This is a genomic window from Pontixanthobacter aquaemixtae, assembly GCF_009827395.1.
GTDB lineage: Bacteria > Pseudomonadota > Alphaproteobacteria > Sphingomonadales > Sphingomonadaceae > Pontixanthobacter > Pontixanthobacter aquaemixtae.
The window spans coordinates 657,578-675,748 of the sequence record NZ_WTYX01000002.1 but is presented as its reverse complement, the minus strand read 5'-3'; the positions used below and the strand labels follow the sequence as shown (position 1 = coordinate 675,748).

At 59.0% G+C, this 18,171-nt stretch carries 16 protein-coding genes; 7 read left to right on the top strand and 9 right to left on the bottom strand.

Translation table 11 applies throughout. The features are described 5' to 3' along the window. Positions 1–20: 20 nt before the first annotated feature. From GRI41_RS12205 to GRI41_RS12190, 4 genes are read left to right on the top strand one after another with little or no spacing between them, the layout of a single operon-like run. Positions 21–1,193 (top strand): acyl-CoA dehydrogenase family protein, encoded by a 1,173-nt coding sequence (locus GRI41_RS12205; protein WP_160605255.1) that lies wholly within the window; start codon positions 21–23, stop codon positions 1,191–1,193. Further along, positions 1,193–2,419 carry a CoA transferase gene (locus tag GRI41_RS12200; RefSeq protein WP_160605254.1) on the top strand — a complete coding sequence of 409 codons (1,227 nt, stop codon included), beginning with the start codon at positions 1,193–1,195 and terminating at the stop codon, positions 2,417–2,419. The genes GRI41_RS12205 and GRI41_RS12200 overlap by 1 nt, the downstream gene beginning before the upstream one ends. Positions 2,420–2,422: 3 nt before the next feature. Next, on the top strand, positions 2,423–3,655 hold the full coding sequence (locus GRI41_RS12195) for an acetyl-CoA C-acetyltransferase (RefSeq protein ID WP_160605253.1): 1,233 nt from the start codon (positions 2,423–2,425) through the stop codon (positions 3,653–3,655). Beyond that, positions 3,655–4,509 carry a MaoC family dehydratase N-terminal domain-containing protein gene (locus tag GRI41_RS12190; protein WP_160605252.1) on the top strand — a complete coding sequence of 285 codons (855 nt, stop codon included), beginning with the start codon at positions 3,655–3,657 and terminating at the stop codon, positions 4,507–4,509. The genes GRI41_RS12195 and GRI41_RS12190 overlap by 1 nt, the downstream gene beginning before the upstream one ends. On the opposite strand, the gene ppk2 is transcribed toward GRI41_RS12190, so the two are convergent. Continuing rightward, positions 4,506–5,285 carry a polyphosphate kinase 2 gene (ppk2, locus tag GRI41_RS12185; RefSeq protein WP_160605251.1) on the bottom strand — a complete coding sequence of 260 codons (780 nt, stop codon included), beginning with the start codon at positions 5,283–5,285 and terminating at the stop codon, positions 4,506–4,508. The two genes, GRI41_RS12190 and ppk2, sit on opposite strands and share 4 nt — an antisense overlap. 73 nt (positions 5,286–5,358) lie before the next feature. On the opposite strand from ppk2, the gene phhA reads away from it, so the two are divergent. Continuing rightward, on the top strand, positions 5,359–6,297 hold the full coding sequence (gene phhA / locus GRI41_RS12180) for a phenylalanine 4-monooxygenase (RefSeq protein WP_235901220.1): 939 nt from the start codon (positions 5,359–5,361) through the stop codon (positions 6,295–6,297). Between the two features lie 5 nt (positions 6,298–6,302). Here the strand turns inward: phhA and GRI41_RS12175 are convergent, their stop codons facing one another. From GRI41_RS12175 to GRI41_RS12165, 3 genes are all read right to left on the bottom strand, one after another. Beyond that, a complete protein-coding gene (locus GRI41_RS12175; RefSeq protein WP_160605250.1) occupies positions 6,303–7,148 on the bottom strand; it encodes an undecaprenyl-diphosphate phosphatase in 846 nt (281 codons plus the stop codon). Between the two features lie 83 nt (positions 7,149–7,231). Further along, positions 7,232–9,379, bottom strand: coding sequence for a M13 family metallopeptidase (locus GRI41_RS12170; RefSeq protein WP_160605249.1), 2,148 nt, complete (start codon positions 9,377–9,379; stop codon positions 7,232–7,234). Positions 9,380–9,540: 161 nt separating this feature from the next. Beyond that, positions 9,541–11,271: an ABC transporter transmembrane domain-containing protein gene (locus GRI41_RS12165; protein WP_235901271.1), complete on the bottom strand. Its 1,731-nt coding sequence runs from the start codon at positions 11,269–11,271 to the stop codon at positions 9,541–9,543. A 307-nt stretch (positions 11,272–11,578) separates the two neighbouring features. Here GRI41_RS12165 and GRI41_RS12160 point away from each other — a divergent pair, with 307 nt between their 5' ends. Then, a complete protein-coding gene (locus GRI41_RS12160; protein ID WP_160605247.1) occupies positions 11,579–12,814 on the top strand; it encodes a polyhydroxyalkanoate depolymerase in 1,236 nt (411 codons plus the stop codon). 3 nt (positions 12,815–12,817) lie between these two features. On the opposite strand, the gene GRI41_RS12155 is transcribed toward GRI41_RS12160, so the two are convergent. The 5 genes from GRI41_RS12155 to GRI41_RS14265 form a co-directional block, all read right to left on the bottom strand. Continuing rightward, on the bottom strand, positions 12,818–13,429 hold the full coding sequence (locus GRI41_RS12155; RefSeq protein WP_160605246.1) for a DUF4126 domain-containing protein: 612 nt from the start codon (positions 13,427–13,429) through the stop codon (positions 12,818–12,820). An 81-nt stretch (positions 13,430–13,510) separates the two neighbouring features. Then, on the bottom strand, positions 13,511–14,689 hold the full coding sequence (locus GRI41_RS12150) for an acetyl-CoA C-acyltransferase (RefSeq protein WP_160605245.1): 1,179 nt from the start codon (positions 14,687–14,689) through the stop codon (positions 13,511–13,513). Between the two features lie 52 nt (positions 14,690–14,741). Then, positions 14,742–15,191 carry a MaoC family dehydratase gene (locus tag GRI41_RS12145; RefSeq protein WP_160605244.1) on the bottom strand — a complete coding sequence of 150 codons (450 nt, stop codon included), beginning with the start codon at positions 15,189–15,191 and terminating at the stop codon, positions 14,742–14,744. 92 nt (positions 15,192–15,283) lie between these two features. Further along, positions 15,284–16,678 (bottom strand): DUF5935 domain-containing protein, encoded by a 1,395-nt coding sequence (locus GRI41_RS12140; RefSeq protein ID WP_160605243.1) that lies wholly within the window; start codon positions 16,676–16,678, stop codon positions 15,284–15,286. Further along, positions 16,671–16,838 carry a hypothetical protein gene (locus GRI41_RS14265; protein ID WP_202388802.1) on the bottom strand — a complete coding sequence of 56 codons (168 nt, stop codon included), beginning with the start codon at positions 16,836–16,838 and terminating at the stop codon, positions 16,671–16,673. The genes GRI41_RS12140 and GRI41_RS14265 overlap by 8 nt, the downstream gene beginning before the upstream one ends. Before the next feature lie 67 nt (positions 16,839–16,905). Here GRI41_RS14265 and GRI41_RS12135 point away from each other — a divergent pair, with 67 nt between their 5' ends. Beyond that, on the top strand, positions 16,906–18,147 hold the full coding sequence (locus tag GRI41_RS12135) for a TIGR04063 family PEP-CTERM/XrtA system glycosyltransferase (RefSeq protein WP_160605242.1): 1,242 nt from the start codon (positions 16,906–16,908) through the stop codon (positions 18,145–18,147). Positions 18,148–18,171 lie beyond the last annotated feature (24 nt).

Here is an 18,171-nt window from a genome sequence, read left to right as displayed (position 1 = left end):
GCGCCAAAAAGGATGATCGAATGGCCAATTCGGGAATGGACCCAGAAGTATTCACGCAATTTATCGAGCAGCTCGAACGCTATGTCCGCGAGCGGCTGATCCCCGCGGAAGAGGAAGTCCTTGCCAATGACTCCATTCCCGAGCCGCTGGTCGATGAAATGCGCGAAATGGGGCTTTTCGGCTTGACCACACCCGAAGAATTTGGCGGTTCGGGAATGAATGTCCCGCAATATATCGAAACGATCCGCGTGCTCGGCTATGCGATGCCCGCGTTCCGCTCGATCGCATCGATCAATCTCGGCATGGTCTGCTCGGCTCTGACCAAATCGGGGACTGACGAGCAAAAGAACGAATGGTTGCCCCGCATCGCCGCGGGTGAGATTGCCTGTTTTGGCCTCACCGAACCCGGATCGGGATCGGACAGCGCAGCTATGGCGACCACCGCCAAGCGCGATGGCAATGGTTACATCCTCAATGGCAGCAAACGCTATATTACCAACGCGCCGCAGGCCAAGCTGGCGCTGATCATGGCGCGCACCAATGACGAGGCCTTGCCGAGAAACGCGCATGTCAGCGCATTTCTGGTGCCGATGGACACCGACGGCGTAAGCGTTGGCAAAGCCGACAAGAAAATGGGCCAGTTCGGCAGCCAGATTTCCGACATCTATCTCGACGAAGTGAAAATCCCGGGCAATGCCCTGCTCGGCGGCGAAGAAGGCAAAGGCTTCGCCACCGCCATGCAAAGCCTTGATAATGGACGCTTGTCAGTTGCCGCGGCGAGCTGCGGCTATGCCCGGCGGATTCTCGATACAGCGATCAAATATGCGACCGAGCGCAAGGCCTTTGGCGAACCGATCAGCCAGTTCCAATTGATCCAGGCCATGCTCGCCGACAGCCAGGCGGAACTCTATGCGGCCGAATGCATGCTGCGCGATGCCGCGGCAAAGGCAAATGAAGGCAAAGCGATTATCGAAGCCGCAAGCGCCAAGATGTTCGCTTCGGAAATGTGCAACCGCGTGGCGGATCGCTGCGTCCAGATCCATGGCGGCGCGGGCTATCTGGCCGAATATGAAGCCGAACGTTTCTATCGCGACAGCCGGATCTACACGATTTACGAAGGCACCACGCAGATCCTGCAATTGGTCATCGCGAAAAACATGCTGCGCGAATTTTCTGCGGGGATCCCTGCCTGATGTACCAATTGCTGAACGACCTTTCGATCATCGAAGTCTCCAGCTTTGTCGCCTCGCCCACTGCGGGCCTTTATTGCGCGCAAATGGGCGCGGAAGTCATCCGCGTCGATCACAAGACCGGCGGGCTCGATTACGACCGCTATATGCTGACCAAGGAAGGCCGTTCGCTCAGCTGGGAAAATCTCAACCGCGCAAAGAAGAGCGTGGCGTTGGATTTGCGCAGCGGCGAAGGGCGCGAATTATGCGTGGAACTGGCCAACACGACCGGCCAGCTGATCACCAATCTGCCCGAGCAAAGCTTTCTGAGCCATGCTGCCGTCGCTCAAGACCGCGACGATATGATCAGCCTTCGGATCATGGGCTGGCACGATGGCAGGCAGGCGATGGATTTCACCGTCAACGCTGCCAGCGGATATCCGCTGATGTGCGGGCCGGAAGAATGGGACATGGCCACCGCGCCGCCGGTCAACCAGGTTATGCCCGCATGGGATTTCATTACCGGCGCCTATTGCGCCTTCGCGATGATGGCCGCCATCCATCATCGAAGCGCAACCGGCAAAGGCGCCGAATTGCGCGTACCATTGGGCGATGTGGCAATCGGCACTTTTGCCAATAGCGGCACAATGGCCGAAATGCTTTTTCGCGGCGGTGACCGCGAGCGGTTGGGCAACGCCATCTGGGGCGCATTCGGGCGCGATTTCAAAAGCCGCGACGGGAAGCGCTTCATGGTTGCTGCGCTGACGCCCAAGCAATGGACCGGGCTGGTCGAAGCATTCGGAATTGCCGAACGCATAGCCGCGCTTGAGGCCGAAGTCGGCGCCGATTTTTCCGCCGGGGACCGTCCGCGTTTCGAACATCGCAAGGCGCTGTTCGATCTGTTCCAATCGGTTGCAGGCACGATGGATTATCACGATCTGGAGCAGCGCCTGTCCGCGGCGGGAACGACATTCGAACGTTACCGCACCGCGCATGAAGCGGCCAATGATCCGGTACTGATAGACGAAAACCCGCTATTCACGCGGACAGCCAACAACCCCAGCGGTTTTGAATATCCGGCGCCGCGCAGTTTCGCCAATATCCCCCAGCAGGAAGCCGGGGAACCGGCGCCCGCACCCTATCTCGGGCAGCACAGCGAGGAAGTGCTTGCCGAACGATTGGGCCTGAGTTCGGGCGCGATCGGGAAACTGGTCGACGCCGGCACAGTAGCTTTGAGCGATAAGGAATAGAATATGACCCAGCTTCGCCGCGTTGCCATTTGCACGCCCCTGCGTACCCCGGTCGGGAAATTTGGCGGCACACTCGCGCCGCTCGAAGCCGGGCCGCTGGGCGCGATCATTCTGAAAGCGCTGATCGAGCGCAGCAAGCTCGATCCCGAGCGCGTCGATGATGTGATCTTCAGCCAGGGTTACGGCAGCGGTGAAGCGCCCTGTATCGGGCATTGGAGCTGGCTCGCAGCGGATTTGCCGCTCGAAGTCCCCGGCTATCAAGTCGACCGGCGCTGCGGGTCAGGCCTGCAGGCAATCGTCAACGCGGCCATGATGGTGCAAACCGGCGCGGCCGATTGCGTGGTCGCGGGCGGGGTGGAGAGCATGTCCAATGTCGAACATTATACCACCAAGGCGCGCGGCGGCGCGCGGATGGGGGACATGGTACTGTGGGACCGGCTGACGCGCGGGCGGCTTATGAGCCAGCCAATCGAACGCTTTGGTGTGATCACCGGAATGATCGAAACCGCAGAAAATCTCGCCAAGGATTACGCGATTACCCGTGAACAATCCGATGCTTTCGCGGTGCGCAGCCACCAAAATGCGGCTGCGGCTTGGGAAGCGGGCAAGTTCGATGCGCAACTGGTGCCGGTCGATGTTCCGCAGCGGCGCGGCGATCCGGTGCGTTTCGCCAAAGATGAAGGATACCGCGCGGATGCAACGATGGAATCGCTCGGCGCTTTGCGCGCACTCGAAAGCAAAACCAATCCCGACGCTGTGGTAACCGCCGGCAATGCCAGCCAGCAAAATGATGCGGCGGCGGCCTGCCTTGTTGTCGCGGAAGACAAGGTCGAAGAGTTGGGCCTGACCCCGATGTTGTGGTTCGAAGGGTGGGCGGCGGCAGGCTGCGATCCGGCGCGAATGGGGATCGGGCCGGTGCCTGCGGTGGAACGGCTGTTCGCGCGAACGGGCAAAGGTTGGGACGATGTCGATCTGGTTGAACTGAACGAGGCTTTCGCACCGCAAGCATTGGCGGTGCTCAAAGGCTGGGGCTGGAGCGAGGACGACAGCCGCCGCGATATCGTCAACGTCAACGGATCGGGCATTTCGCTCGGCCATCCGATAGGCGCGACCGGCGGGCGTATTCTGGCCGACATGGCTTATGAAATGCATCGCCGCGAAGCGCGCTTCGGGCTGGAGACAATGTGCATCGGCGGCGGGCAAGGGATTGCCGCATTGTTCGAGCGCGCGGCCTGATGGGCGATTGGTCTGATTGGGTCGGGCGCTCAGAAACACAAACCGACCTGATCGACAGCGCCTTGGTAAAGCGCTGGCTGGCGACATTTGACCAGAAAAAGCCGTCCGGGGCGACGCTGCCGAACGGGCTGCATTTCTGTTTGTGCACGCCCGAGGCACCGACTGCCAATTTGGGTGAAGACGGCCACCCCCGGCGGGACAATGATGGCGCGGGCATATTTCCGCCCGTCCCGTTGCCGCGCCGGATGTGGGCGTCCAGCTCGATCACCTTTGTCGCCCCGCTCCAGTCAGCGCAGCGTGTCGAGCGGACGACAAGTGTTCAATCGATTGCCGAGAAGGAAGGCAGCACCGGCAAGCTGGCTTTTCTGGAGCTGATGCATCTGTGGACCGCAGACGGGGCCGAGGCGATCCGCGAGATACAAACGCTGGTCTATCGTGAAGCAGCACCGGGCGATACCCCGCTTACTCCGCCCGAACCGGGCCCTTCCACTTTCGATCATGACGAGTGGGATGCCAGCTCTACCTTCGTTCCCGATCCCAGGCTGCTGTTCCGTTTTTCCGCGCTGACTTTCAACACACACCGGATCCATTATGATTTGCCCTATGCACGCGATGTCGAACGCTATCGCGGTCTAGTCGTGCATGGCCCGTTGATCGCTTCGCGGCTGATGCAGCTGATTGCCGATACGCATGGACACAATGCGCTGGCGACATTCGAATTCCGCGCGGTCAGCCCGGCAATTGCCGGAGAACCGCTCAATATCGCAATGCGGCAGAGCGGCGACAGAATCGAATTGGGCGCCTTTGCCGATGATGGCCGGCAAACGCTGAAAGCCAGCGCGACGCTGGCCTAGTCGACAGGAAAACCGGCGATCGGTTTCAGCACTGTGTAACTTTCCGCAATGGGATCATGCCCCAACGCGGGGAAGTCCAGCTCGGGCGGCTCGACATGCGTATCGGGTAGCCGGTCAAGCAAATCGCGCACCAATGTCAAACGGCCGCGTTTCTGGTCGTTGAAATCGATCAGGGTCCATGGCGCATGATCCGTGTGGGTCGCTTTCAGCATCGCCTCGCGCGCCTCTGTGTAAGCTTCATATTTTTCGCGCGCAGCCAGATCGATGGGGGAGAGTTTCCAGCGCTTGAGTGGGTCTTCAAGCCGTTCGCGCAGCCGTTCCTCTTGATTGACCTGATCGGTGGTGAGCCAATATTTGAACAGCAAGATGCCATCATCGGTCAGCATCTTTTCAAACTTGGGCGCTTCTTCGAGAAACTGCCGGACTTTGGCGTCGTCGGTGAAGCCCATTACCTTCTCGACACCCGCACGGTTGTACCAGCTGCGGTCGAACAGCACGATTTCGCCAGCCGCGGGCAGATGCTGAACGTAGCGCTGGAAATACCACTGCGTCATTTCGGTCTCGTTGGGCTTGGACAGCGCCACGGTCCGGCATTGGCGCGGGTTGAGGCGGCCTCCCACGGCGCGAATGGCACCGCCTTTGCCCGCCGTGTCGCGGCCTTCAAAAATCACGCAAATCCGCGCACCGGTGTGCCGCGCCCAACGCGCCATGCGGACCAGCTCTTCCTCCAGCGGTTCTATCAGATCGTCATATTCCTTGCGCTTCAGCTTACCCATTGCGGCCCCTTCCAAACCTGACTTAACCTTCGTCCTTTACCCTTTGGCCAGTAAAATGGTATCAAAAGAAACTATGGTCACAGCCACTGATACCGAAAGCGATTTTACCACGCTGCCCGAAATGCCGGCAGATGTCTTTACCGCACCGTTAAAAAAGCCCGGCCATCTTGGCGAGGACTGGCTTGAGCCGGCGCAGGCCGTCTATGATAGCGCGCAAGACGCAATCTGGGATGATTTGTTCAACCGGCAGATGGATGTGCTCCCCGGACTGGCCGCCAGCGCTTTCATGCGCGGGACCGAGAAGCTTGATCTGGGGCGCGGCGGCGTTCCTGATTTTGCGCGGATCAGCGAGGAACTGGACAAGCTGACCGGGTGGTCGGTGGTCCCTGTGCCGATGCTCATCCCCGACCATGTGTTCTTCTGGCATCTCGCCAATCGGCGTTTCCCGGCGGGCAATTTCATCCGCACGCGCGAGACATTCGATTACATCCAGGAACCCGACGTGTTCCACGATGTGTTCGGCCATGTTCCGATGCTGACCGACCCGACCTATGCCGATTACATGCAGGAATATGGCAAAGCTGGCTGGAAAGCGATGAAGTATAACCGCCTGAAAGCGCTCGGCGCGCTCTATTGGTACACAGTGGAGTTCGGGCTAATTCTGGAAGGCGATGACGTGCGCGCTTACGGCGCGGGTATACTGTCCGGCCCGACCGAGGCGGTGTTCTCAGTCAAGGCCGCCAGCCCCAACCGGATCATGCTCAATGTCGATCGGGTGATGCGGACGGACTATGTGATCAGCGATTTGCAGCCGACCTATTTCGTGATCGAGAGTTTCGAAGACCTTTACCGGCAGACGGTGGAGCGCGATTTCGACCGGCTCTATCGCAATCTTTCGCCGGCCTTCACTTACGCCAATTCAGCGGTCATCGATGTTGACAATGTGCTGCATCGCGGCAGCCAGGAATATCTGCTGCGCGGCGGTCGGGGTAGCGGGGCAGCGCCGGTCTAACGGCCTCAGAAAAACACCAGCAGCGCACAGCCCAAAGCCACGCGATAGACCACGAACACCAGCATCGATGCTTTCTTCAGGAAGTTCATCAGAAATGCCATTGTCGCAAAGGCTGCGATAAAGGTTAGCACGCCCGCGACAAGCGCATCCCATGCCAGCGTCGCGCCAGCATCGAATATTTCCGGCACGATCAGCACCCCGGCGCCCGCAACCGCTGGGATCGACAGCAGGAAAGAGAACCGCGCGGCTTCGACCCGTCTATATCCCAGCGCGCGGGCCGCGGTCATGGTAACACCCGACCGGCTGGTTCCCGGAATGATCGCCAGAGCTTGCGCCAAGCCGACAATCAGGCCGTCGCGCCACGACATGTCCTCGAACGCTTTCACCTCTTTGCCGATCCAGTCGGCGATGCCCAGCAGGATGCCGTAGACAATCAGATTGAACGCCACGAGCTCGGTAAAACGGATCGATCCCATCAGATCGCCATCAACCACTTCAACGCCGAACCAGCTTTCCGCTATGCCGTTGAAAGCGCCCATCTTGATCGACAGGCCAAACAGCACCGCCGGGATCGTGCCCAAAACGATCCACCAGAACAGGCGCCGTTCGGCAGGGGCTTTGCCGATACCAATAGTGGCAAAGCCACCGCGTGCGAGCACCACTACATCTTTGAAAAAATAGACAATGATGGCGAGAAGCGATCCGACATGCACCGCCACGTCGATCAACGGCCCCTGGTCCGGCAGATCGGTCATGCTGGGTATCAGGATTAAATGACCCGATGAGGATATCGGGAGGAATTCGGTGATTCCCTGTACCACTGCGATCAACAGGAGCTGCAAAAATGTCATAGCCAGCGCTCCATGAAGCAAGGGCGGCGCAAGTCAAGCCGACCTGCACCGCCCATGGCAATTTTCATTGGGGAGACCCTCGCTTACCAGACGCGAACGCGCTGTTCGGGCGGGATGTACATTGCGTGATCAGGGGTGACCCCGAAGGCCTCGTACCATGCATCCATCTGCCGCACGACACCGTTGACGCGATAGGTTTCGATACTGTGCGGCCCAACGCGGAGACGCTGGCGAATGTTTTCTTCGCGGTTTTGCGCGCGCCAGACTTGCGCCCAGCCAAGGAAGAATCGCTGGTCACCGGTCAAGCCATCGATCACCGGCACATCCTGTCCCGCCGTTGCAATCTTATAGGCGCGGTAAGCCAGGCTGAGCCCGCCCACATCGCCGAGATTTTCGCCCAGCGTCAGGCGGCCATTGAGGCATGTCTCGCCATTATCGAGCGGGCAGAACTTGTCATATTGCGCCGCCAGATTGTCGCCGCGCGCATCGAACGCTTCGCGGTCGGCATCGGTCCACCAATTGCGCAGCTCTCCCTTGCCGTCCGATTTGGAGCCCTGATCGTCAAAGCCGTGGCCGATCTCGTGGCCGATCACGCCTCCAATGGCGCCGTAATTGACCGCCAGATCTGCGCCGATGCCGAAGAATGGCTGCTGAAGTATTGCCGCGGGGAACACGATCTCGTTCTTGGTCGAATTGTAGTATGCATTGACTGTCTGCGGCGTCATGAACCACTCGGTACGGTCAATCGGCTTGCCCAACTTGGCAACATTGTCTTTGAATTGCCAATCATTGGCGGCGAGCGAATTGGCGAGCGGGTCGTTGCCCGAAATTTCCAGACCATCATAGGTCTCGAGATTGTCGCGATAGCCGATCTTGGGATCGAACGTCGCGAGCTTGCCGCGCGCCTCGACCTTGGTGGCATCGCTCATCCAAGTGATTTCGTCGATGCTCTGCGCCATGGCGGTGCGCAGATTGGCAACCAGCTGATCCATCGCGGCCTTGTTTTCCGGAGGGAAATAGCGCTCGACATAGGATTTACCGACCAGTTCACCCAATGCGCCCTCAGTCGCGGAAATCGCGCGTTTCCAACGCGGGCGCTGTTCGGGCGTTCCGCTCAGCAGCTTGCCATAGAAATTGAAATTGGCCTCATCGAACCGGCTCGGCAGCACGCTGGCATTGCTGGAGAGGAAGCTCTTGATCGTCCACGCCTGCAAATTCGGCACGGGCGTCTCGCCGATCACTTTGAACATGCCCGGCAGACCGGTGCCGATTTTGGCCAAAACCTCGTCGGTCAGGCCGAGTTCTTCCACTTCTTCGTCGGTCGGCGGCATCGGACCGACAATGAATTTGGGGGAGGCATCGAAACCGGTGAGACGGAGCATGTCGGCAATGGGAAAATCGCCGCCAATCGCAATCAGTTCGTCGCGCGTCAGCGGGTTATAGGTCAGATCGCGATTGCGGCTGACCGTGCGGTCCCAGATTACTTCGCGCGCAAGACGGTCCTCAAAAGCATAGACCGCAGCAGCAGCAGCAGCAGGATCGGCATATCCGGCCTCACCCAGCAGGAAGGTCAGATACTCTTTGTAAGCTTCCTGGATCTGGACGCCTTTTTCGCTGGTATCGGTGTAGTAATCGCGGTCGGGCAGGCCGAGACCTCCGGTAAAGAGGTATGCCGCATATTGATCGGACTGCTTGGCATCGACATTGACAAACCCGCCAACCGGGGCGGGATAGGATGAGGTGCTCCACAGCTTGGCAAGACCATCAAGCGTCGTCGCGCGTGCAATTTCATTCAGATAAGGCCTCGCCGGGTCAAGACCGGCGGCGTCGATCGCGCCGATATCAAGATAGGCGTTATAGGCATCGACAATGCGTTTCTCGTCGCCCGTCAGATCCGCTGCATCTTTCGCAACCAGTTCATCGACCAGCGTCTTCACATCCGACGTCGATTTTTCGCGCAGCAGCGTGAAAGCGCCAAAGCGTGAGAATTCCGGCGGCAGCGGGTTGGCATCGAGCCATTTCTGGTTGGCATAGGCGAAAAAGTCGTCACCCGGATCGATGTCTTCGGACAGCAATTCGGGATCGACACCCCATTCACCGAAACTCATGGTCGGAGTGGCGGCTTCTTCTTCGGCCATTTCTGCCGGGTCTGCGTGGTCATCAGCCAAAGCCGGAGTGGCGACGATAAGCGCCAATGCGCTGGCGCCAGCGATACAAGTTCTACGGATCATCAGTCATTGCTCCCATTGCGCGGTGGCCCCTGTTGGCGGGCTGTGCGACTCCGATGTCATACTGGGCACCGCCGCGCTGTGGCGCCCTTCATCGGTTTCAATTGCAACTTTGTCGAAAATAGCCGCTGCGAGCAAGCGTTTCTGCGCGCAGTGGCCGCCGATCAGGCAGCCTCGGTTGATCCGAATTGCAGCGCGGCAAGACGGCTGTAGAGCCCGCCCGCATCGGACAATTCAGCATGGGTGCCCTGTTCGATTATCCGGCCCGCTTCCAACACCACAATCCGGTCGGCAGCACGCACGGTTGCAAGGCGGTGGGCAATGACCAGAGTGGTGCGGCTTTCCATCAACCGGTCCAGCGCTTGCTGGACCAATTGTTCGCTTTCCGCGTCGAGCGCGCTGGTCGCTTCGTCTAGCAACAGGATCGGCGCATCGCGCAGCAATGCGCGGGCGATGGCAATCCGCTGTTTCTGCCCGCCCGAAAGCCGCGTCCCGCTTTCGCCAAGATAGGTATCCAGACCTTGGGGCAGGTCACGAAGGAATTTCTCCGCATTGGCAGCGCGCGCCGCCTCCCAGATCTGATCGTCGCTCGCCTCCCAATTGCCATAACGCAAATTGTCGCGGGCATTGGCGGAAAAGAGCGTTCCTTCCTGCGGCACCAACGCGGTTCGCTTGCGGATTTCTGCGGGATCGGCGCTGGTCAAGGGCACGCCATCAATGCGGATTGATCCCGCTTGGGGATCGTAAAACCGCTCGACAAGCTGGAAGATCGTCGATTTTCCCCCTCCGGACGGGCCGACAATCGCAACCGTCTCGCCCGGCTCGACCTCGAGATTGAAGTCCTTGAGCGCAGCCTTTTCGAGCCGCGTGGGATAACGGAAAGTGACATTTCTGAACGACAGGCTGCCGCGCGGTGGCTGGGGCAAAGCCTGCGGCCGTTCGGGAGCGGCAATGGCCGGTTTCGCTGTCAGCAGCTCGTTCAAACGGCTTGCCGCGCCTGCCCCGCGCAGCAAATCACCATAGACCTCTGTCAGTGAGCCAAAGGCGCCGGCCACCAGACCACCGGTGAAGACAAAGGCGAAGATTGTTCCGCCGCTAATCTCGCCGGTCGACACGCCCAGCGCGCCGCGCCACATAATCATCGTAACCGATCCGAAGATAAACAGGATGATGATGGACGTCATCAATGCGCGCAGCAGAATGCGTTTCTTGGCCACTTTGAAAATCAGTTCGACCGCATCCTGAAAGCGGCCGGTTTCGCGATGCTCCTGATTGAAAGCCTGAACCACTTTCATCGCGCCCAGCGTTTCCGCCACCATGGAGCCAACATCGGCGACCCGATCCTGACTGGTGCGCGAGACATTGCGAACGCGCCGCCCGAAATACATGATCGGCAGCATGATCAGGGGAATGGCTATCACCAGTCCGATGGTCAGCTGCGGCGCGAGGTAGAACAGGTAAGCCGTGCCACCAATCCCCATCAGCGTATTGCGCAGAGCCACCGATACTGTGGTCCCCACCACCTGTTCGATCAGACCCGTATCGGCTGTCATCCTGCTGGCGATTTCGCTCGGGCTGTTTTCTTCGTAAAAACCGGGCGCAAGGCGCAACAGGTTGTTCTGCACCTTCAGCCTGATGTCTGCGACGACCCGTTCACCGAGCCAGCTCACGAAATAGAAACGCAGGGCAGTCCCCACTGCAAGAACGCCGACAACCGCCAGCAACCCTTTGAACAGCATGCCGATCCGCGCGGGATCGCCGCCACTAGCAAATCCATCATCGATTATGAGCTTGAAGCCGGCCGGGATGGCCAGCGTTGCAGCCGCGGTGATGATCAGCGCAATGAAGGCAAGCAAAACCTTGCTGGGATATTTGGCCAGTTCTGCCCATATCATCTTGAGCGGGCCAAGCGTCTTGGCCGGTTTGGGATCGCGGTTCTTATCCTTGCCCTTTTTATCCTTCTTGCGCCCGAAAAGCGGGCCTGACGCGCGCGATCCGGCAAGTTCGGGAGAGTTCTGATCCGCGTCCATGGGGCCGAAATAGGTATTCCAGCGAGCAAAAGCTACCGCTGGCCACCACAAAACACGGGCAAAGTGGCACAACCCCAAATGATACGTTGCGCTGCGGCGCTTTCCGCGTCATGTTGCATTGCACAATATCGGACCGAAAAGGCCCAATCCACTTTGTCGCAGGGGATCCGCATTGCTTTATAACGCCTACGAAATGCAGCGCGCATGGCTGTCCAGCGCAAGCGCTTGGGCCTCTATCGGGGCCGAGATGCTGTCAAACCCCAGCCTGCCTCTGGGATATATGGGAATGGGCCCGCAAATGGCCTCTGCGCTGGAAGTCTTTGCCCATGCGGCCGCGCCCTATGGCAAGCCGGAATTCGGTATCGAAACTGTCACCGTCGATGGCGAGGAATTCGCCGTTACCGAATCGCGCGTGATGACCAAGCCGTTCGGCGATCTGCTGCGCTTCGTGCGCGAAGATCTGCCCGAAGATGCGGCCAAATTGCTGATCGTCGCGCCGATGAGCGGGCATTATGCAACCCTGCTGCGCGGTACGGTCGAACGGATGATCGACCATTATGAAGTATACATCACCGATTGGGCCGACGCAAAAATGGTCCCGGCCAGCGAAGGCACATTCGATCTCGACGATTACATGGATTACCTGATTGAATTCATGGAATTTATCGGGCCCCAAGGCAAAAAAGGCGGCGCGCATATGATGGCCGTTTGCCAGCCGTCAGTTCCCGCCTTTGCCGCAACCGCGATCATGAATCGCGATGGCCATAAATGTACCCCCAAGACTTTGACCATGATGGGCGGGCCAATCGATACGCGCGAAAGCCCGACCACGGTGAACGATCTGGCAATGGAGCGCCCGATTGCGTGGTTCCGCGAAACGGTGATCGCAACGGTTCCGATGCAATATAAGGGGGCCGGACGCCGGGTTTACCCCGGTTTCCTGCAGCTTGCCGGGTTTATGAGCATGAATCTGGGCAGCCACATGCTGAGCCATTACGAGATGTTCAAGCATCTGATCAAAGGCGATGATGACAGCGCCCAGAACACCAAGGACTTCTACGACGAATATCGCTCGGTCTGCGATATGACCGCGGAATTCTATCTGCAAACGGTCGAAGAAGTGTTCCAGAAACACTCTATCCCCAACGGGACTTTCGTCCATCGCGGGAAAGTGGTCGATCTGCACGAAATCACCGACACCGCGATTTTGGCGATCGAGGGCGAACGGGACGATATTTCGGGCCTCGGCCAGACCAAGGCGGCGCTCAAGCTGGCGGACAAGCTAAGCGAGAAGAAGAAGCGGTACTATATGGCCGAAGGTGCGGGCCATTACGGAATTTTCAACGGCAGCAAATGGCGCACCAAGATCGCGCCGGTGGTCGAAGAATTTATTGCCGAGCACGGGTGATTGCTATTCGGGCGGCAGTTCCTTCGGCGTCTGTCCGAAACTGAAAATCTGTTTGATGATCCGCCGCGCCAGCATCAGCAGCCACACTGTTAAGGCCAGCAACACAATGGCGATTCCTGCCGCCCAATAGGGGTATTCATAGGCGGCGTAGAGCAGCCCCACTGTCGCCACATCTTCTGCGGTAGAGACTGCCATATTCGAAACCGGTTCCGGGCTGGTATTGACCACCGCGCGCGCACCGGCCTTGCCGCCATGCGCCAGCAAAGCTCCGCCGCCGCCGAGAATGAAGGCAATAACCTGCGTGGCCGGGTCCGATGGATCGACAATCGCCAGCGCGAGCAATGCGCCGCCAACCGGGCGAACCAGCGTGTGGATCGTGTCCCAGATGCTGTCGAGCCACATCACCTTGTCGGCGAAAAATTCGCAAATGGCCGCAATGCCCGCGGCGCCCATCACCCATGGGTTGGCCAGCACTTGCAAGCTTTCCAGATGTTCGGGCAATGGCACCACGCCCGCGCGCATCGCAATGCCCGTTGCCAGCACCGACAAATAGAGCCGCCAACCGGACAGCAAGCTGACGCTGCCAGCAATTCCGATAATTTCCATTATACCCAAAGCGGCCCATCCTCCTGCGCCGGAGAATGGGCCGCTTCGTTTGGTTTGGCAAGTTCGCGTTTGCGAGCCTGGAATGGGGTTCTAGAGAACCTCGAACATTCCCGCTGCGCCCATGCCGCCGCCGACGCACATGGTGACAACCACATACTTAGCACCGCGGCGCTTGCCTTCGATCAGCGCGTGGCCAGCGCAGCGTGCGCCGGTCATACCGTAAGGGTGGCCGATCGAGATCGAGCCGCCATTGACGTTCAGAATCTCGTTGTCGATGCCCAGCTTGTCGCGGCAATAGAGGACTTGCACGGCAAATGCCTCGTTCAGTTCCCACAATCCGACTTCGTCCTGCTTGATACCGGTTTGCTCAAGCAATTTCGGAATCGCGTAGATCGGGCCAATGCCCATTTCGTCAGGCTCTGTGCCGGCAACAGCCATGCCGACATAGCGGCCCAGCGGCTGAAGGCCTTTCTTCTCGGCGACAGACGCTTCCATCAGGATCGATGCCGACGAACCGTCGGAAAGCTGCGACGCGTTGCCCGCGGTGATCACCGCATCAGGGCCCATTACCGGGTTGAGCGATGACAGGCCTTCAAGCGTGGTTGAAGGGCGGTTGCCTTCGTCTTTGGTGATGGTGGTTTCAACCATCGATATTTCGCCGGTTTCCTTGTCTTTCACCGCCATGGTGGTGGTGACAGGAACGATTTCATCATCGAACTTGCCGGCTTCCTGTGCAGCCGCGGTGCGCTGCTGCGACTGGAGCGCATATTCATCCTGCGCTTCACGGCTGATGCCATAGCGCGCAGCCACCGTCTCAGCGGTGCCGAGCATCGGCATATAGACGTCTTTGTGCATTGCGATCAGCGACGGATCGGGCGCAACGCGCATTTCCGGGGTCTGGACCATCGAGATCGAATCCTGACCGCCGCCAACAACGATATCCATATTGTCGACCACGATTTGCTTCGCCGCGGTCGCAATCGCCATCAGGCCCGATGAGCATTGGCGGTCGATGGTTTGCGCAGCGACGCTGACAGGACAGCCCGCACGCAGCGCGACCTGACGGGCGATATTGCCTGCCTGGGTGCCTTGGGTGAGAACCGTGCCCCAAACAACGTCGTCAATCTCGCCGGCGTCGATGCCAGCGCGCTCAATTGCCGGTGCCAGCGAATAGGACCCGAGTGTTGCGCCCGGTGTGGCGTTGAAGCCGCCCTTATAGGCGCGGCCAATGGGGGTACGGGCGGTGGATACGATTACTGCGTCGCGCATGGCGAACTCCTTAAATTATTTGTGGTTCGAATTAATCCCTGGGGGAGGAGGATTATACGAAAATCTGGGTGATCCATTCGCAGATCAGCGCTGGCTTTTCTTCGCCTTCGATCTCGATCGTGATCTCGCAAGTCTGCTGCCATTGGCCTGGGCGTTTTTCGTTCATTTCCAGCAGTTTCCAGTGACCGCGGATGCGCTTGCCGACGCGGACAGGGCTGATGAAGCGGGTTTTGTTGCCGCCATAGTTCACACCCATTTTGACGCCATCGATCTTGGGAGTCGAGCTGTTTGCGCCCAGATAGGGGATCATCGACAAGGTCATGAAGCCATGCACAATGGTGCCGCCAAACGGCGTCATTTTGGCTTTTTCTTCGTCGATATGGATGAACTGGTGATCGCCGGTGGCATCGGCGAACATGTTCACCTTGTCCTGGGTCATCTCGACCCATTCGCTGGTGCCGATGACTTCGCCAACCTTGGCTGCGATATCCTGAGGGGTCATAAATCTCTCCATCTGAATGCGTGATCTTGCAGCGCACCATGGAGCATATCGGAGCCTAGCGCAACGAGGTTTCCGTAAACGTCAACCTGCCGTTACGGCATCGCAGGAGAGGCGGCGTCGAGCGCAGGCTTGCGATCCTCCAACCCCGCGCGCGTCTTGGCGATCGCCGCCGAATCGAGCCGTTTGCAATAGCTCCACAATGCACATTGCAGGCCGATCAGCATCAGCACATAGGGTTGGTAGGCAATGCCCTGGAACAGCGATCCGATCAGGTAGATGATCTGCGCATATTGCAGCGCGGTTGCGAGCGGCGCGACCCATTCTTCGCCATCCGCCAATCCATTGCCTTGCTTCTTGCGCCATTTCCGCCGGATCCGTTCCATGTGCCACAGGCCCAGAGCATGGAGCCACAGCCACAGGAACAATCCCGGCCAGCCCTGTTCGCCCAGCATTTCGAAAACAGCCGAATGGTAGGCGCGGCCTTCATCAACCACTTCCTGATATTCGACAGCGGTGGTGTTGCCCTGTTCCTGCCGCACCGGAAGATCATAGGTGAACCTGTTGCCGCGGAAGGCATCAAAGCCGCCACCGGTCGGGTTTTCTGCAGCATATTCGAGCGTCCAGCCCCAAACGGCCAGGCGCGTTGAAGCAGACTCGTCGCCATCGGTGCTGCCAAGCGTCGCCATCCGTTCGTAATAGCTTTGCGGGAGGAACGGCAGCGCAACGAATACCATCGTGGCGCCTGCAACAATGAAGGTCAGCCGCCGCTTCACATCGCGCAGCGCCAACATCATCAAAGCCGCGATACAGACCAGACCGGTACGCGCTTCGGTGCCGACGGGAATAAGCAGACAGGCGAATATCAGCGCTACTGCAAACAGCTTGACCCGCCAATCGGGCGGAAAGATTGTGCCGTGTTTGGTGAACCAGATTATGATCGGAATGCTACAAATGGCGACAGTCGCCAGCGTCGAACTTTCGTAGATGCCGCTATTGTCGTTTACGAAGAACAGCTTGTTTTCATAGCCGCCGCCGCCAAGCACAATCTTTATCCCGGCGCTGATAACAATCGCCGCCACGCTGAGCAGCATCACCAGCAGCGCGCTCTCCAACCGGAGCTTGGTGGTAATGGTCAGCGGCAGGAAAATTGCAAAGAACATCGCTTTCCAAACCCATTCCCATTTCTCGCCCGCTTCAACCGGGAAATCGGCATTGGATGTGGTCCACCAGCAATAGAACAGCAGCGCCACCATGATGCCCTGCCGCAGTGTGAAGCGCGCGCCCTTCTTGGGGTCCGCGATCATCCACCCGGCAAAGGCCGCGCAAAATGTAATGAGCGATATCTGGATTGCGGGCATGATCGTATAGCCCATTTTCCCCGGAGCCAGAATGTCGACATAAAGATAGGCGAGCACCCATACGAACGGCCTGCGAAAGCCGATCGCGATCACCAGCAGAATGAAGCCGAACAGCGCGAGATCAAGCATCGTCGGCGCCCTGACCCTGCGGAGACGCGCGGCCGGATCGGCCGAATTTGCGATCGCGATCCAGTTCAGGTTCCCGATCCAGTTCGGCCTTGCCCGCAATGCGAATAAGCGCAAGCAGGATCAATCCATGCGTCATAGCGAGGGCGAAATAGTCAATCATTCCGGCGCGTGCATTATCAGCGGTTGGTTGACGCCGCGTTAAGTTTACCGCGCTAATGCGATTGGCGATGACACGGATACTCCACATTCTCGACCATTCGCTGCCACTGCATAGCGGCTACACATTCCGCACGCGCGCAATCCTGAAAAGCCAGCAAGCGGCTGGCCTGGAAGTGCGCGGTGTAACCGGACAGCGTCACGCCGCAGACGGACCAGCGGTGGAGGAGGCCGATGGCCTCACCTTCCACCGCACACCGGGTCAAGCCGATGGCCCGGTCGGCGTGCGCGAGTGGCGCGAAATTGGCGCGCTGGCCAAAACCATCGAGCGCGTGGCGGACGAATGGAGGCCCGATATCCTGCACGCGCACTCGCCCGCTCTTTGCGGACACGCCGGACTGCGCGCCGCCAAAACGCTCGGGATCCCGCTGGTCTATGAAATACGCGCATTCTGGGAAGACGCGGCGGTGGGCAACGGCACGGGAACGGCCAATTCGCTCAAATACCGGTTGACCCGCGCGCTGGAGAACCATGTTGTTGCTGGCGCAGATGCGGTGTTCACTATCTGCGAAGGGCTTCGCAACGATTTGGTCTCGCGCGGCTTTGACGGCGGCAAGATCGGTATATCGCCCAATGGCGTCGATCTTTCTTTGTTCGGCGATCCGCCGCCGCGCGATGAAGATCTGGCTAACCAAATCGGGCTGGGCGCCAACGAGCAAGGGGGCCCGGTCATCGGATTTATCGGCAGCTTCTATGACTATGAAGGTCTCGATGATCTGATCGCGGCGATGGATCATTTGCGAAAGCTTCAGCCCGACGCGCAATTGTTGCTGGTCGGCGGCGGCCCGCGCGATGAAGCATTGCGGATGCAGGCGGCTCAATCGCAGGCTTCGGCGTCGATCCATTTTACCGGCCGCGTTCCGCATTCCGAAGTTGAACGATACTATTCACTGATCGACGTGCTGGCCTACCCTCGCAAACACAGCCGATTGACCGACCTTGTAACGCCGCTCAAACCGCTTGAGGCGATGGCCCAGCGCAGGATTGTCGCGGCATCGGATGTTGGCGGACACAGGGAATTGATCGAAGACGGCGTCAGCGGCGTTCTGTTTCCCGCAGACGACCCGATCGGGATGGCATCATCGCTTTCGGATCTGATCGAAGACCGCGAAAATTGGGAAGCGATGAAGACCCGCGCCCGCGCCCATGTTGGCACCAATCACGATTGGGCGCAGAACATTCATCGTTATCAATCTGTTTACCATCATTTGCTAGCTCTTAACGCTGATAGGGACATCACCGCTGCTGCCTAGGCATAGCGAGACGCCCTAAACGCA

Bases quoted from the DNA above. Each gene is read 5' to 3' on its own strand.
- GRI41_RS12205 (WP_160605255.1), top strand. From the start codon at position 21: ATGGCCAATTCGGGAATGGACCCAGAAGTATTCACGCAATTTATCGAG.
- GRI41_RS12200 (WP_160605254.1), top strand. From the start codon at position 1,193: ATGTACCAATTGCTGAACGACCTTTCGATCATCGAAGTCTCCAGCTTT.
- GRI41_RS12195 (WP_160605253.1), top strand. From the start codon at position 2,423: ATGACCCAGCTTCGCCGCGTTGCCATTTGCACGCCCCTGCGTACCCCG.
- GRI41_RS12190 (WP_160605252.1), top strand. From the start codon at position 3,655: ATGGGCGATTGGTCTGATTGGGTCGGGCGCTCAGAAACACAAACCGAC.
- ppk2 (WP_160605251.1), bottom strand. From the start codon at position 5,285: ATGGGTAAGCTGAAGCGCAAGGAATATGACGATCTGATAGAACCGCTG.
- phhA (WP_235901220.1), top strand. From the start codon at position 5,359: ATGGTCACAGCCACTGATACCGAAAGCGATTTTACCACGCTGCCCGAA.
- GRI41_RS12175 (WP_160605250.1), bottom strand. From the start codon at position 7,148: ATGACATTTTTGCAGCTCCTGTTGATCGCAGTGGTACAGGGAATCACC.
- GRI41_RS12170 (WP_160605249.1), bottom strand. From the start codon at position 9,379: ATGATCCGTAGAACTTGTATCGCTGGCGCCAGCGCATTGGCGCTTATC.
- GRI41_RS12165 (WP_235901271.1), bottom strand. From the start codon at position 11,271: ATGATATGGGCAGAACTGGCCAAATATCCCAGCAAGGTTTTGCTTGCC.
- GRI41_RS12150 (WP_160605245.1), bottom strand. From the start codon at position 14,689: ATGCGCGACGCAGTAATCGTATCCACCGCCCGTACCCCCATTGGCCGC.
- GRI41_RS12145 (WP_160605244.1), bottom strand. From the start codon at position 15,191: ATGACCCCTCAGGATATCGCAGCCAAGGTTGGCGAAGTCATCGGCACC.
- GRI41_RS12140 (WP_160605243.1), bottom strand. From the start codon at position 16,678: ATGCTTGATCTCGCGCTGTTCGGCTTCATTCTGCTGGTGATCGCGATC.
- GRI41_RS14265 (WP_202388802.1), bottom strand. From the start codon at position 16,838: ATGATTGACTATTTCGCCCTCGCTATGACGCATGGATTGATCCTGCTT.
- GRI41_RS12135 (WP_160605242.1), top strand. From the start codon at position 16,906: ATGACACGGATACTCCACATTCTCGACCATTCGCTGCCACTGCATAGC.